Origin of the sequence: Agrobacterium tumefaciens (genome assembly GCF_005221325.1) — a bacterium.
Lineage (GTDB): Bacteria > Pseudomonadota > Alphaproteobacteria > Rhizobiales > Rhizobiaceae > Agrobacterium.
In genome coordinates this window covers 1,992,527-2,006,034 of the sequence record NZ_CP039889.1, presented here as the reverse complement: position 1 = coordinate 2,006,034, position 13,508 = coordinate 1,992,527, and the positions used below count along the sequence as shown (strand labels likewise).

Annotated in this window: 12 protein-coding genes and 1 pseudogene; 7 read left to right on the top strand and 6 right to left on the bottom strand. The window is 55.4% G+C overall.

Annotated features, from left to right (window positions below; all coding sequences use genetic code 11):
* Window positions 1-2: 2 nt before the first annotated feature.
* From CFBP5499_RS24125 to CFBP5499_RS24115, 3 genes are all read right to left on the bottom strand, one after another.
* Window positions 3-203 (bottom strand): hypothetical protein, encoded by a 201-nt coding sequence (locus CFBP5499_RS24125; RefSeq protein WP_080827786.1) that lies wholly within the window; start codon window positions 201-203, stop codon window positions 3-5.
* Between the two features lie 135 nt (window positions 204-338).
* Window positions 339-1,552, bottom strand: a protein-coding gene (locus CFBP5499_RS24120) for an IS3 family transposase (protein ID WP_137066461.1) whose coding sequence is annotated in 2 segments (ribosomal slippage) — window positions 339-1,216 and window positions 1,216-1,552 — 1,215 coding nt in all. Because the reading frame shifts where the segments join, the coding sequence is not laid out codon by codon here.
* A gap of 681 nt (window positions 1,553-2,233) precedes the next feature.
* Entirely contained in the window at window positions 2,234-2,800 is a 567-nt protein-coding gene (locus CFBP5499_RS24115) for a hypothetical protein (RefSeq protein ID WP_130932527.1), read from the bottom strand.
* A gap of 431 nt (window positions 2,801-3,231) precedes the next feature.
* Here CFBP5499_RS24115 and CFBP5499_RS24110 point away from each other — a divergent pair, with 431 nt between their 5' ends.
* The 5 genes from CFBP5499_RS24110 to CFBP5499_RS24090 all read left to right on the top strand — a co-directional run bounded on the left by CFBP5499_RS24110 (window position 3,232) and on the right by CFBP5499_RS24090 (window position 8,392).
* Window positions 3,232-3,654, top strand: coding sequence for an AAA family ATPase (locus tag CFBP5499_RS24110; protein ID WP_336470685.1), 423 nt, complete (start codon window positions 3,232-3,234; stop codon window positions 3,652-3,654).
* 181 nt (window positions 3,655-3,835) lie between these two features.
* Entirely contained in the window at window positions 3,836-4,453 is a 618-nt protein-coding gene (locus CFBP5499_RS24105) for a GNAT family N-acetyltransferase (protein ID WP_175416880.1), read from the top strand.
* A 70-nt stretch (window positions 4,454-4,523) separates the two neighbouring features.
* The gene (locus CFBP5499_RS30160) at window positions 4,524-4,865 is read left to right on the top strand and encodes a hypothetical protein (RefSeq protein ID WP_175416879.1); all 342 of its coding nucleotides are present in this window, start codon (window positions 4,524-4,526) and stop codon (window positions 4,863-4,865) included.
* Window positions 4,866-4,951: 86 nt separating this feature from the next.
* A complete protein-coding gene (locus tag CFBP5499_RS24095; protein ID WP_080827788.1) occupies window positions 4,952-5,338 on the top strand; it encodes a GNAT family N-acetyltransferase in 387 nt (128 codons plus the stop codon).
* 387 nt (window positions 5,339-5,725) lie between these two features.
* Entirely contained in the window at window positions 5,726-8,392 is a 2,667-nt protein-coding gene (locus CFBP5499_RS24090; protein WP_130932528.1) for an ATP-binding protein, read from the top strand.
* Between the two features lie 80 nt (window positions 8,393-8,472).
* Here CFBP5499_RS24090 and CFBP5499_RS24085 read toward each other — a convergent pair.
* A pseudogene (locus CFBP5499_RS24085) lies at window positions 8,473-8,607 on the bottom strand (electron transfer flavoprotein subunit alpha/FixB family protein); the annotation flags it as partial.
* A gap of 103 nt (window positions 8,608-8,710) precedes the next feature.
* Here CFBP5499_RS24085 and CFBP5499_RS24080 point away from each other — a divergent pair.
* A complete protein-coding gene (locus CFBP5499_RS24080) occupies window positions 8,711-9,859 on the top strand; it encodes an amidohydrolase (RefSeq protein WP_080827791.1) in 1,149 nt (382 codons plus the stop codon).
* Window positions 9,860-9,923: 64 nt separating this feature from the next.
* Here the strand turns inward: CFBP5499_RS24080 and CFBP5499_RS24075 are convergent, their stop codons facing one another.
* Both CFBP5499_RS24075 and CFBP5499_RS24070 read right to left on the bottom strand, forming a co-directional pair.
* A complete protein-coding gene (locus CFBP5499_RS24075) occupies window positions 9,924-10,421 on the bottom strand; it encodes a GNAT family N-acetyltransferase (RefSeq protein WP_080830101.1) in 498 nt (165 codons plus the stop codon).
* Between the two features lie 338 nt (window positions 10,422-10,759).
* A complete protein-coding gene (locus CFBP5499_RS24070; RefSeq protein WP_080830102.1) occupies window positions 10,760-11,410 on the bottom strand; it encodes a hypothetical protein in 651 nt (216 codons plus the stop codon).
* A 303-nt stretch (window positions 11,411-11,713) separates the two neighbouring features.
* Here CFBP5499_RS24070 and CFBP5499_RS24065 point away from each other — a divergent pair, with 303 nt between their 5' ends.
* A complete protein-coding gene (locus tag CFBP5499_RS24065) occupies window positions 11,714-13,450 on the top strand; it encodes a hypothetical protein (RefSeq protein WP_080827792.1) in 1,737 nt (578 codons plus the stop codon).
* Window positions 13,451-13,508: the final 58 nt, after the last annotated feature.

Below are 13,508 nucleotides of genomic sequence, written 5' to 3'. Positions count from 1 at the left end.
TGTCACATTTCGCGTTCGAGGTCCGGCGACCATCCGCGGGTCAATCCCTTGCTGATGCAGGCCTTAGCCAGGACCAGTTGTTGCCTGAGATATCCACAGTCAGCCAAGAGCGTCGATATCGTCGCCCGGACATCGCCGTTGTGATATGCCAACGCCTGATCAATTGGATCGAGCAGAGTTTGATTTGGCTTTTGCGCAAGCATCGTTGATCCTCTCTTAGAGGGTTATTGAGGTGTCAGTCTAACAGGGTCAGTTGAACACGTGCCGCGCAACGATTGGTCATGGCACGCCCAAGGTGTCGATAACATGGAGTGCCCCCGTTTCGCCGGACATGTCGGCTAGATTGATTTAGCCCTGATGAACTGCCGAGGGGAAGCCATCTTGAGAGCGGAATGGGGATGGATTTCGTTGTAGTCCTCGATCCATCCGTCGATGAGACGGAGCGCCGTTTCGGCGTCCGGTAGTGCCGAGATGCGGACGTAATCTCGCTTCAGGGTTTTGACGAAAGCTTCTGACATTCCGTTCGACTGCGGACTGGCCACCGGCGTGAAGCAGGGCGTCAGGTTGAGCGCCTGGGCGAACAGCTTCGTATCCCTCGCGGTGTAAGCCGACCCATTGTCCGACAGATGTTCGATTGGATGTGGGGCTCTGGTTCCGTTGAAGCGTTTCTCGACCGCCTCCAGCATCATATCGCGCACGTCCGAGCCGGAGATGCCCGCATTGGCAACTGCCGTCCAGGCAATGATCTCGCGGTCGAAGGCGTCGATAATGAAGGCGAGACGAATGACCTCACCATTCCAGCAAGTGAACTCCAGACCGTCGGAGCACCAGCGCAGGTTTGAGCGCATGACCATGACCTTGCCGTCATGGATGCGGCCCTTGCGAACGGCCGTATGCTTCTCCAGCAACATGGCGTGGTTGCCCATGATGCGGTGAACCCGTTTGGCGTTGACGACAGGCTTATCGGCGGCTCGCCTTTCGCGATTGAGGAGCGCGGCGATCCGCCGATAGCCGTACGTCGGCCTTTGATCCACCAGCCTGCGAATGGCGGGCAGAAGCTCTGCATCCTCGACCTTGTGGTATGGCCCACGCGGCTTTGTTTTGCCTTTCAGCCGCTCGATGAGGTTGGAACGGGAGACGCCCAGCGTGTCTGCGACGGCCTTCATCGCGAACCGTCCTTCGGCAACAAGATCGGCCGCGATATCCGTTTTTTTGAGTCCGCTTTGGAAAGGGCTTCGCGGAGGATTTCGACCTCCATCGTCTTGCGACCGAGCATGCGCTCCAGCTCCCGGACGCGATCCTCCAGTTTCTTCACTTCCGAATTCCCGACAACCGGCTCGTCAGAATCCACGGCTGCAGCACCTCCCTCGCTCAAGAGCCTGCGCCACCGATAAAGCAAATTGGGCGCGACGCCATGACGGCGAGCGGTCGAAGATACCGTCTCGCCGGGTTCGAAACTCTGCTCAATGATTGTCAGCTTTTGCTCGGTTGTCCACCGCCTGCGGCGAACATCACCCGTCAGCAATTCAACGTGTCGATACTCGTTAGACATAAGCCTGTCCTCAAGCCTGTGCTTGAGCCTTTCTGCTTATGCCGACTGTCCGGTCGAAATGGGGGGCAGTTCACAAGGTGTCGATAACACGAGTATGATCGGATGATTCTTGAACGAGCGCCAGCCCCAATCGACTTGATATGGCCGCAAGTTCGGTCTGGAACACTCCAAACCTCGGAGTGAAGAGCGTATTCTTTTATTGAAGCTGAGAACGTAAAAGGCGGCTCTCGCCGCCTTTGTTCACCCTCAGATGATGCGTCAATCGAGCATCCATGCCGCGCTATTCAGTAACTTTTTCGAGCAGTCGGATTGCGACGACATCCCGTACTGCGACAAAACTGAGACTGCTCTGATCTCCAAAAAACTAGAGGCTTCGTAAGCTTCACTTAGTCTGGAAAACGTTCGTGACCTTCAGCGACCACCCGGGTTCGCCTTGTCGCGTATGCCATATAACCAGACAGAACTTCGGTTGGCGGAAAGAGCTATGACAGCAAGGCTCCCCGAAACCTTGCTAGCAAAAGGGCATCGAACCTGCACCCCATCCAGCCGGAATGTCTTTATCAAACGCATGGAGTAGCGCCACATCGCAACCCATCACGACATTCGTGTGCGCACATCTTCTTCTCAGCACTACGCATCGGTGCAGTAATGCCGTTTTCACAGAGCCGAGGCGTATGCAACCTATTTGGGTTTTACTTCTATGATAAAATTACCGGCTTCATCAGAAATTGCTTTGTCAACAACAGCACCAAACTTCAAGTTCGGATAAGAATCGCTCCGCCACTCAATACGTGATCCACGTTTGTATTGCCGCTCCTCGAGTGAAAAAGCTTTCTCAACAAGCACGAGCGCTTCGGATACAGAGGAAAACGACGCGTGAAGATCGCACCAGTCAAAAGTGTCCTTACTCGGCGGTTGCTCTGCCGACAGCGTGTAATGACGTTTGCCGACGGGTGAGTCAAACAGGCTGGTTCCGTAGTAGAAAATTCGGTCAGGTCTCACCTGTCTTTCGATAAACTCCTCCCTGGTTGGTCCGAACGCTTTAATACGATCTGCGCCGCCCGGCATTGCCAACATTGAATCATATTCAGCATCAAGCTCGGCGCGATTGTCAGCGATAAAGCGCCCGTTGAACGCACTCGTTGCTCCAGCGCCATCCCACGCTTGCCGCGCGGTTTTGGCCGAGAGACCACTGTCAATACAAAAGCGTTTCAGATGTATAACAAAATGATCGACTTCATTTTGCACCTCCGTCGCGTAAGCGGGGAGAGGTAGAAAAAGCAATGTTAGTAATAACACGAGTCGTATATGCACCACGAAGCCTCTAATCGAAAGTCACGCTGAAAATCCCAATATGCTTTGAATACTCACTAATCCAGCAAAAGGTTGTGGCCCCATGCCGACAACGACCATACGATGAATAATTATTTAACATGTTGGATGGATTTAAGAGGTTCGAGAGAAAGCATCTGTTCAGAGCATTATTCGCAATGCCGTCGGGTGGTGTCTACCTAATTGCGCACTTTTCACATCCCCAAACTTGCCTCACAGTATGGAATTTGAACGCGACTGCCACAGAGAGATGTCCATCCCCGTGCCGAATACCGTCGTGGCGAGATGTGCCACAGCGGTGATCGACGTGCCACGGGTGGTGTATGCTCAACGAACGGGAGGGGTGAATGCTGATTATTTTTGGTGGGCTGCCCGGCTCGGGCAAGAGCACTGTTGCCCAGGCTTTGGCCCTTCGAACCGGCGCGTGTTACCTGCGGGTTGATACCATTGAACAAGCCATCAGCTCGTCAGCACCACTCGCAGACCGACAAGATGTCGGACCTGCGGGATATGTTACGCTTTATCGGGTGGCCGAGGACAACTTGCGTCTGGGCCGGACCGTCATCGCCGACTCCGTCAATCCTATCGATCTTACCCGGGCCACATTCAGAAAAGTCGCGACCGACACCGGCAGTGGCTTCATTGAGGTTGAAGTTATTTGTTCGGATGTCACAACACATCGCCCTCGTGCCGAAACGCGATCACCTGCCATTGAAGGTCGATCAAACCCAACGTGGGCCCAGATACAGGAACTAAACTTCGAGCCGTGATCCCCTGATCTGCGTGTGGATACGTTCCACATGTCCGTCGAGAAATGCGTTTCGGAGATCATAAACAGCTCTGACTTGGTTGCCGCGCTCAAGACCGGTTCGCTCACTATCCAATCATTCCAACAACATCGGCAACACGCTGAACAGTTTTGTGCATGACCTCCATCCGGGCAGGAAGGCCATGCCGACATACGACAACGCGATCACTGGAGAGACGGAAGTTATGATGAATTCGCCGCCGATCAGAATTCTAACTCCGCGTCTCGTGCTGCGGGCTGCACGTGCCGAAGATGCCAGGATACTGTTCGACGAGTACACGGGGAACGTCCAAGCCTCAGAATTTTTGCCACGGGGTCCTCATACGTCGCAATTGACAACCGAAAAACTCATCAGTGCATCGGGCGAAACCACCTGGGGTAAGACCAGCCGTTTTTTCTGGACCATTATCGACCAGCGTGCCAACAGACCGATCGGCATCTTCCTCATGTTCATACTGGACGACGAGACGGCAGAGATACATTACGGATTGGGACCTGCCTTCTGGGGACATGGCTTCGCAGCCGAGGCTGGCTCGGCGGTCATGCAATGGGTCCGCGAGCAATCAACATTATCCGAAGTCCGCACAGTGTGCGCAGCAGACCACAACGCAAGCTGCCGCGTTTTGGAAAAGATTGGCCTTGTCCGAGGTCAATTGATTGAACAGGCCCTATCGATGAAAGCAAGCGGCCGAAAAATCGATGGGTGGTCATATATCTGGAAGCGCAGCGACAGCAAAGGACCGGCAGACGTCGTTGCGTAAAACCACCGGTAGCGTCCGTTGTCGATTTCGTTTTCTCTGATAGCTTGTCATTGCGTCGGAGGAGAACATCATGATCTGTAAGTCATTCGCGGCCCTGCTCGCCATCGTTACCGTCTTTACGACAACGATCGCCCTTCCATCTGCTGTCGGCGAGGTCCGATTAGCCAGTGACGCCGGTAAACCCGCCGCATTCCGTGAGAAGCTTGCGAGACAAAAGGATGAAACCCTGCCGCCGTACCAAGGCGTCCCTTCAGTAGTGTTCCCTGACAAACAACTGGTATCTTTCAGCGAGCTACGTTTCCTATCCAAATCTCGGATCGAGGACCTGCTGCTCTGGGGCGGCCTGGGGCCCAAAGCGGTCTATGGGGCTGGGACGAGCAACCCTTCGGTGCAGCGAGTTCCGACGACATAGTCTTCCTGGTCGAGGCGGTGTAGAAATCTGCCTGCCCATGACTATCTTCGAAAACGTCGCGTGCACAATAACTGGAGAGCGGCAACATGGTGACGCTTCGGATTGATCCGTTCCCGCGCCAGGACGAGCTGAATATGCTTTGGTTAGAAGCCTGGGGCAGCGAAGGGCCAAAAGACTTCTCCGGCATCTTGTCACGCAGCCTTGCCCATATTGCGGCTTATCAAGATGATCGCCTTGTCGGCTTCGTGAATGTGGCGTGGGACGGAGGTGTCCACGCCTTCATCCTGGACACCTGCGTTGTCCCCCGGATGCGACGAAAAGGTATCGCTGCCCGCATGGTGGTAGAAGCCACAAATGTAGCGCGAGAGCGCGGCGCGAATTGGTTGCATGTCGACTTCGAACCGCATCTGAGTTCATTCTATCAGAGTTGTGGATTTCGGCCGACCAAGGCAGGGCTCATCAAGCTCAAGTGATTTAATGCGGTCACTTTGGATGTCGGGTTGTCAGCAATGCGCCATCAGCGGTCATTGTGCCTTGTCGGAAATCTCCTTCGTAAAGCGGATAATCACGAATCTGGGCGTGCTGGATGTTGTTGAAGGTGGCCTACGGTGGTCGAACTTGCAGATGGGGTCTCCAAGGAAGAGCTTCATGCCGCGACCGACGCCACCAGCATCGGTAGATAGTCACGAGGTCGGGTGGACCAGTTATGGTCTTCCCGTCCCGGTCCGTCGAGTATTTCTGTCAAAACTTTCGGATAGCTACTTTTGAGAGTAGTAAAGCGAGACGTTAGCTGTCTATTTTCGCTGGGAAGTGGTAACTCAAGACTCCGTCATTTGGATTCGCTCCTCTCCGGCTGCAGCATGAACCACGATTCGAAGTTCAAAATAGCCATCCCGCTAGACAAGAGCCGCTCCGACTTCCGGGAAGTCAAAGGCCGTCTTCTTGAATCGCTTGTCGGGCGTTTCCTCACCTATCAGAGCTACGTTGTCAAAGAGCGTGTTCGTGATGCGGGTAGCGAAATAGACCTCAAATGCCTTAACCGGCTTTCTGGCGACAGCGCGATTGTCGAATGCAAGGCGCGCACGGAAACTGTCCAAACCGACGCGGTTAACAAGCTCCACAGTGATGTCAGTCTTGAAGAGGCCGACCATGGCTGGATTTTTTCGATATCCGACATCGGGAAGGAAGCTCAGGCGAGACTGGACAGATTCAACACAAAAGCGGGGAAAAACGTTTTCAAATTCTTCCCGCCGCATGAACTGGTGACACTTCTAGTCGATGCCAAGGGTTTCCAACTTCCCGCGTTGCCGGGTAGCAACGGAGCTACCGAGGTTTTCCTTTGCTTGTTGGAGGGACGAGAGATTTGGGCCGTCCCGATGTGGACACCTAACAGGGAACTCAAGGGTCTTCTGGCTTGGGGCGCTAGTGACGGGTCTCCGATGAAACCAAGAGACTTGCCGGAACTGGCCAACACGGATTTTCCGTATCCCGAGGCGAGCTGGCTAGACCACAAGCACGTGGAAGGCCCTCCAAGCAAAGACGTACAGCCCGTCGTCGAAGTTATCCCCGGCGAAGAATGGAGCGATTATCGCCCATCGCGACCTGTAGACTTCGTGGGTCGGGAGGGACTGATTTACGAGATACGGGATTTCTTTGATCGCATCCGGGAAGGTAAGACCTTGTCGAGGCTTTTCGGCATCAAGGGGCAGTCTGGTTGGGGAAAGAGCAGCCTCGCGCTGAAGCTTGCGGACGAACTACGGAAGGATAAGATTTTTATTCTCCCCGTCGATTGCCGAGCTGCGAAGACTTCGTACTACGCCGATCTGGCAATGCTGCGGGCTTTGCAGGCCGCCGAGCAGTATATATCGCCCGGACCGCTGTTCCGCGGCACTCCGAAGATCGAGACGAACCCGTTCAACGATCCGGCAGTGCATGAACTTCTGGCGCAGGCCCAGTCGCAGAACGCGGTAGTCTGCCTGATTTTCGATCAGTTCGAGGAAATCATCCATCGCTCCGAGCTCAGCGCGGCATTCAGTCGTATGCGAGACTTGGCGCTAGCGGTGGATGAAGCGCGAGCGCCTTTCGCTATCGGCTTTTCCTGGAAAACGGATGGTACCGTCGGCTCCGATTATCCCGGATATCACCTGTGGCACTCGCTTTCGGATCGTCGAAAGGATTTCGTGGTCGACAGGTTCGCACGCGAGGATGCGGATGGCTTTATCGTACTTGCACAACGCGAGTCGAAGCAGACCCTGAAATACAACATTTCGAAGTTCATCGTCGAAAACTACGCGGGCTACCCGTGGCTCCTAAAAAAGTTGGTGCGCCATTATATCGAAGATGCCAAGGCCGGCCGTGATCCGGGACCGTTAGGATCGCTCCCGAGCCTTGAGACGCTCTTCAACAACGACCTCCAGGAACTGTCGCAGGCCCAGACCCGGGCTATCCGGTTCATTGCCCAGAACTCTCCCGTCGAATACGGAGCTACGGCGGACAAGTACGGTGCTGACAGCGTCGCGTCGCTTGTGAACCAGCGGCTCGTCATCAATACAGGTGGCAAGCTAAACCTCTACTGGGACATTTTCCGGGACTACATCCTCTATAACGAGGTGCCTCAGCTTCCGAATACATACATCCCGACGATCTCGGTCCGTCGAATTAGGGGCATTCTCAAAACTGTGCTCGGAGCGGACCGGCTCGACTACGAGCCCTTCGCTGCGAGCTTGAATCTCAGTCTCACGACGACCGACAACGCCGTCCGCGATCTGGTCAACATGGGTATCGTCAGGTCGAACCGTTTGGAGCAATATTTCGAAAGAGCTTTCGAGAACTCGGCGGCGGCGACGGCCAAGATCATCGAATTCCTGCAGAGCAACTGCATCTTCATAAAGGCCCGAGAGCTCATTGCCGCGCAGGGCGGGGCGACCTTCGCGGAAATCTGCACGGCGTCCGCACCGGAGTACGCCTTTCTTTCCATCGATGAGCAGACGTTGCAGCAGTACAATCGCCGTATCCTAGCGTATTGCTGGCACTTCGGTCTCCTGTCGAAAAACGGGATGCATTTCGTCCTCGGCGACCCCGTTTTCGACATCATGGAATCCGCCGAGCGAGTGGCGAACATCAGCGAAGTCGATATTTTCCGGGCGGCCGCACCGCCGGAGCGCGTGATCGAACTCGTTGATCAGGTCAGGGGCGGTGTCTGCAAAACCAAGAAGGAAGCGGAGAGCCGAGGTCTTCGCAACGCGGTCTTCGCTGCGAGCACCCTTGGAGTGATCGTTCAGCAGAATGGCGAGATAAGCATCGCAGACCATGTGAAGGACGACATGCCGACGTCAATGCTTGTGCGGCAGGCCCTCGTGCAAATCGAGCCCTTTAAGAGTAGTCTGGCCGAAATAGAATATCCCGGCCTTCCAGCCAGCGAGCTCGGTGCCATCATTGCCGATCTCTACGGCCTGAACTGGTCTACTGGGTCGTGCGAGCGTCACGGCTCGGCAATCAAGCGCTGGACGTCCTGGATGGCTCAGTAAGGGATTAGTCGCAAATTAGTAGTACACGTGCGGAGCGCGTGACGCCCTACCGCCCGCACGGGTACTCTCCCAGCCCCTGCTTACGCCCCGGCCAGTTTCTCGAACTCCGGCAGCACGTCGAAGAGATCGGCCACGAGGGCGTAGTCGGCAACCTGGAAGATCGGTGCCTCCTCGTCCTTGTTGATGGCGGCGATGACCTTCGAATCTTTCATTCCGGGGCCACGACATTCATAAACCTTTGCCTCGCGGGTTTGAAGACTTTTGCATTCGACGAGAGCATGCGGTTTAATGACAGTCGATATTAGCGGGGCCCCGTCTATGTACGATGAAGTTATCGCTTGGCGTCGTGATCTGCATGCCAATCCGGAACTGGGTTACGAGCTTCCGCGCACCGCATCCTTCGTAGCCGAGAAGCTGCGCGCCTTTGGCTGCGACCAGATTACAGAGGGGGTTGGGAGGAGCGGCGTTGTTGGCGTTATCCACGGCCGGAATCACTCTTCCGGCAGGGTGGTAGGTCTACGCGCCGACATGGATGCGCTCCCCATTCATGAAACGACGGGACTTTCGTACGCCTCTACTACCGAGGGCCGCATGCATGCTTGCGGGCATGACGGCCACACCGCGATGCTGCTCGGTGCTGCAAAGGCGCTCGCAGAAACACGCAACTTCGATGGCACCGCAGTACTGATCTTCCAGCCAGCGGAGGAAGGACAGGCCGGCGCGAAGGCAATGTGCGACGACGGCTTGATGACGCGCTGGGGGATCGAGAGCGTTTTCGCCCTTCACAACGAACCGGGCCTAGACGTTGGTCGTTTTGCCACCCGCACCGGCCCGTTTGGGGCTGCCGTGGCGAGCTTCAAGATAACGGTCGATGGCAAGAGCGCCCATTCTGCCAGCCCTCAGGCTGGAGTTGATGCGCTGCTTCCCGCTGCCAACATCCTAATTGCGCTGCAAACCGTCATTGCGCGCAACGTCCACCCACTCAAAAGCGGCGTCATCTCCTTCGGATCGTTTCAAGGCGGGAAGCCCGGAGGAACGTTTGTCGGGTCGAGCGAACTGCGAGGCTTGGCCCGCTGGTTTGAGCCTGAAGTGAGAGACGCCATGCATCGACGAATTATCGATATTTCGGAGGGAATTGCAGCGTCCTACGGGGCAACTGCGACAGTAACATTCAGAAACTTGTATCCGGCGGTCGTCAACCATCCAGCAGAAACAACGTTGGCTGTGGAGGTTGCTCGTACCGTCATGGGAGAAGATTCAGTCGATCCCGACCACTCGCAGCTCATGGGCTCGGAAGACTTCGCTTTCATGCTCGAGCAGAGGCCCGGAAATATAGCGCTACTTGGTAACGGCGCTACGGCCGGACTGCACGACTCTGCCTACGACTTCAACGATGCGGCAATCCCTCTTGGCGTCGCTTATTGGAAGACATTGATCGAAGCATCAATGCCGGTGCAGAATCCCTGAACTGTCCTGTTCCGGCTGACGCCCGGTCAGGGACTTGGCCGTGCTGCGCCAATAGCAGTCATGGTCATGCGGCTGGACGCAATCTTCGAAACAACAGGCGGCTTCTCTCGGGAAGGTGACGCGCAAACGCAAAACCAGCTTTCTCCAAAACCCTTTTCGAACCCACGTTATCCGGATGGACCATTGCCCAAACCTCCGGAAGCTTGAGCTGTTTATCTGCGAAACCCAAGGCCGCGCTGACGAGCTCGGAGGCATACCCCATCCCCCATACTTCCGGGCGAAAATAATATCCGACCTCAAAATCCCAACCGGGATCGAATGGGTCTTCGTACAAACCGCCCCAGCCAACAATGCGACCATTGTCACGACGGACCACCACCCATGGAGCGCAGCCATCCCGGCGTCTTCGCCACTCATGAACCATCACCCGCCTCTGACATTCCCTTAGCGTTTTATCGCAATGGGTATGCCGCATCGCTACCGGGTCTCCAAGGAACTCGAAGAGCTCCGGAATGTCCGCACGGCGGGGTAAGCGCAGGATCAAACGTTCAGTTTCCAGCATGACCTCTAAATCGAAATGGGCTCGTACGATGGGCAAACAAGCATCCGCAGTTTGTGGCATCGGTCAACTGATTTCTCGTTTGCTGTTTGGCCGCTTTGGGCCGATAGCCGAAGATCGACCGCTTCCGGAAAATGCGCCGGCACGGGTCGTCGCAAGATCGACTGCGGCAACCCCGTCTGCGGCCGTAACGGTAGTCGAGCACGTTGGGCCACCCGTCGAAGCAGACCCCACCGTTGTGCAGGAATCAGGCTTTGGTGATAATTCCGAAATCGACAAAATTGGGTAGGCGAATGCCTCGGATATTCGGCGACGCAGTTCTGTCCTACAGCGACTAGATGTCAGTTGCTCCAACCAATCTGAAACCAGTCAAATCGGACTTCACTAATGGGATGTCCCGACGGGTCGAGTCTAATCGAGCGAAGCACGAGGTTCAGCTTGGGAGAATAATATTGTTCAAAGATTATCGGAGACAGTCCTTGCAGCTCCACGCGGCTCTTCACCACCCAAACCGGATATGAGCAGAATCCAATTGTTTCCTCGGCCCATTTTTCGAAGGTGATGGTGGTTGTGCCCCCAACCGTTCTCTGACTATTTACGAACAGAGTTGTACCGGATCGCCAATTTCCTTTTACTGGCAAATCGTCGAGCCTCGTCGCATCCGAATAGGTCAGCTCTTGCACGCCCTTCGCGCTGATCCGTTTGGTGACGAGCAAGGGGTGCAGATATTCCGCCGATATTGGCTCCAGCGAACCGCGCCGTACCATTAGGCGCTGCTCGGTTAACCCTGATTGAGTGGGTTTGTAGAAGACGGAGAAGAATGGTTGCTCTCTGGTGAGGAGTACGCCCTGCTTGGTTTGATTTGGGGTCAAGCAATGTCCAAACGCTGGAACAGCTGAAACCATACCAGCCAACAGAAATAAACTTCTCAGCACAGCCGACCTTCCAAACCTGCATCGCGTGCTGCTACCGTATCGCGTAAAAATAGTCATGCGAGCGAAATTCTGTGATCCCTTCATTGGAACCGCCCGAATAACGCTCCGTTGCTACATTCTCGATACCATTGCAGACATCAAGGGATGTGGAGAGAGCGCCTCACCAATATGCGCATTTTACGTTGACGTCCTGTGGCCATCCCCGCAACAGCGAGGGGATGGCCAATTCCAGACCACGTACCATCATCGACTCTCCTCATTTACTCAAGGCAGTTATCAAACCCGGTGTGGCGGCTTTCCATATTGCGCGTGGGATTTGACGCGATAGCATGCATCTGAAAGCGAACGGGGGCAGAGGTCGTGTTTCAGCGTATTCTATTGGTAGCGGTTACGGCATCCATCGCTTGTGCCGGGGTCTCACATGCGGACATCACCCTTGAGCGTGTTCCAATTGACGGCTCCTCACCCGTTCTCCTGCTGAAAGGTGAGTTCACGACATCGGACAATCCTGACCAACTTGCGCGTGAAGTCGCCGCAAGCGGTGCCAAGCTGATCACCTTCAACAGCAACGGCGGCAACGTCGCTACAGCGATGGCATATGGGAGGATGATCAGATCGCTCGGGCTGTCGACGCTGCAGCTTCGGTCCGCTGAATGCGCTTCGGCCTGTGCACTCGCTTTCGTCGGAGGAGTGAACCGGCAGGCAGAGCCCGGCGCGATCGGTGTGCACCAATCCTCTTTCTCACCGGAAACGATTGTCGAGGGGCACACTGCAGTCGCTGCGGTTCAAGCACTGACCGCCCAGATAATGACGTACCTTGTCGAGATGGATGTCGACCCGAAACTGCTCCAACTCAGCCTGTCCGTTCCCAGCAACGACATGCGTTATCTCACCGCCAGCGAGATGCAGAGCTACAAAGTGACATGGGGAAGTCTGGCCGACTTGTCGGAATCCGCTGCTGCATCCAAGGTCGCACCGACGGTGGTGCCTGCAACTCCACAAACCACTGAAGCCCATTTGCCGACAACAGAGGAAAAAGCATTAGCCTTCGTAGCGTCATACCATGACGCTTGGTCGCGCGGGAACGTAGAGGCGCTGACGTTCTTGGAAAAGGCGTATGGCGACACTGTCGACTTTTACGGCAAACCCACACCTAAATCCGTGGTAGTAGCCGAGAAGCGGAAATTTGCGACCAGATGGCCAGTCCGCGCCTACAGCGTTCAGGCAGGCTCTACGAAGGTCCATTGCGCGGAAACCTGCAAGGTGGATGGTATTGTTGACTGGTACACGAAACGCGACGTCGGGAACCGTATTTCATCCGGCTCCGCCGAGTTTTCTCTGGTTTGGGACCAGAGGGCGGGCGTTATCCTCTTCGAAACGAGCAAGGTTATCCAAACTGACAAGGACGTCTCTCAACCCGTACGTCTGATATCCCAATGGACGCAACAGAATGATGCCTGCCGCGGCGGCAGCGGCGGCCTGCCGAAAACAAGTGCGGCCTGTGAACGACGCGAAGTCATCAGCAACAAGCTGGAGGCTGCAGGATGGTGTTATGGTCGTGAGGGAGAATACGGCTATCAAATGCGATGGCATGCCTGTGGCTCGACATCCTATAAACAGGAAAGCGCGGGAGGGATTGCTTCCAGCGCGACGTTCAAGAAGCCAGACCTTTCCAGCTACCCTGCTCGAGGTCGTCTTTCTGGAAATACCGTCATGCCCGACTTCAAGGGACGCGACCGCGAATTCAACAGTTTCAGAACTCGTATTCGAGACGGTATGCGTCAAGGGCCAAACTTCGCTGGCCGATATACCCTTATCCAGATCGGGTGTGGCACAGGGTGCTCATTCGTTATCGTCGCCAACAATCAAACGGGCCGCCCGGGTTCATTCCCCCGTGGCGGGGAAGACCACATGTATCTGAGCTTGGACTTTCGCCGCGACAGCCGACTGGTGGCCGCTCAGTGGCTGAACTACGACACCAATACATGTGTGGTCGAGTTCTTCGATTTTGACCGAGATATTTGGAAACCAATCGCCAAAACTGACGTCGGTAAAGACGACGCGTGCTATCGGACGATCGCCGAAAATCTCCGTTGAGTTCAGTTTAGCGAAGAACTTCCTCCGAGCTTAAAAAACCACCTGGCCGCGCCCGGGC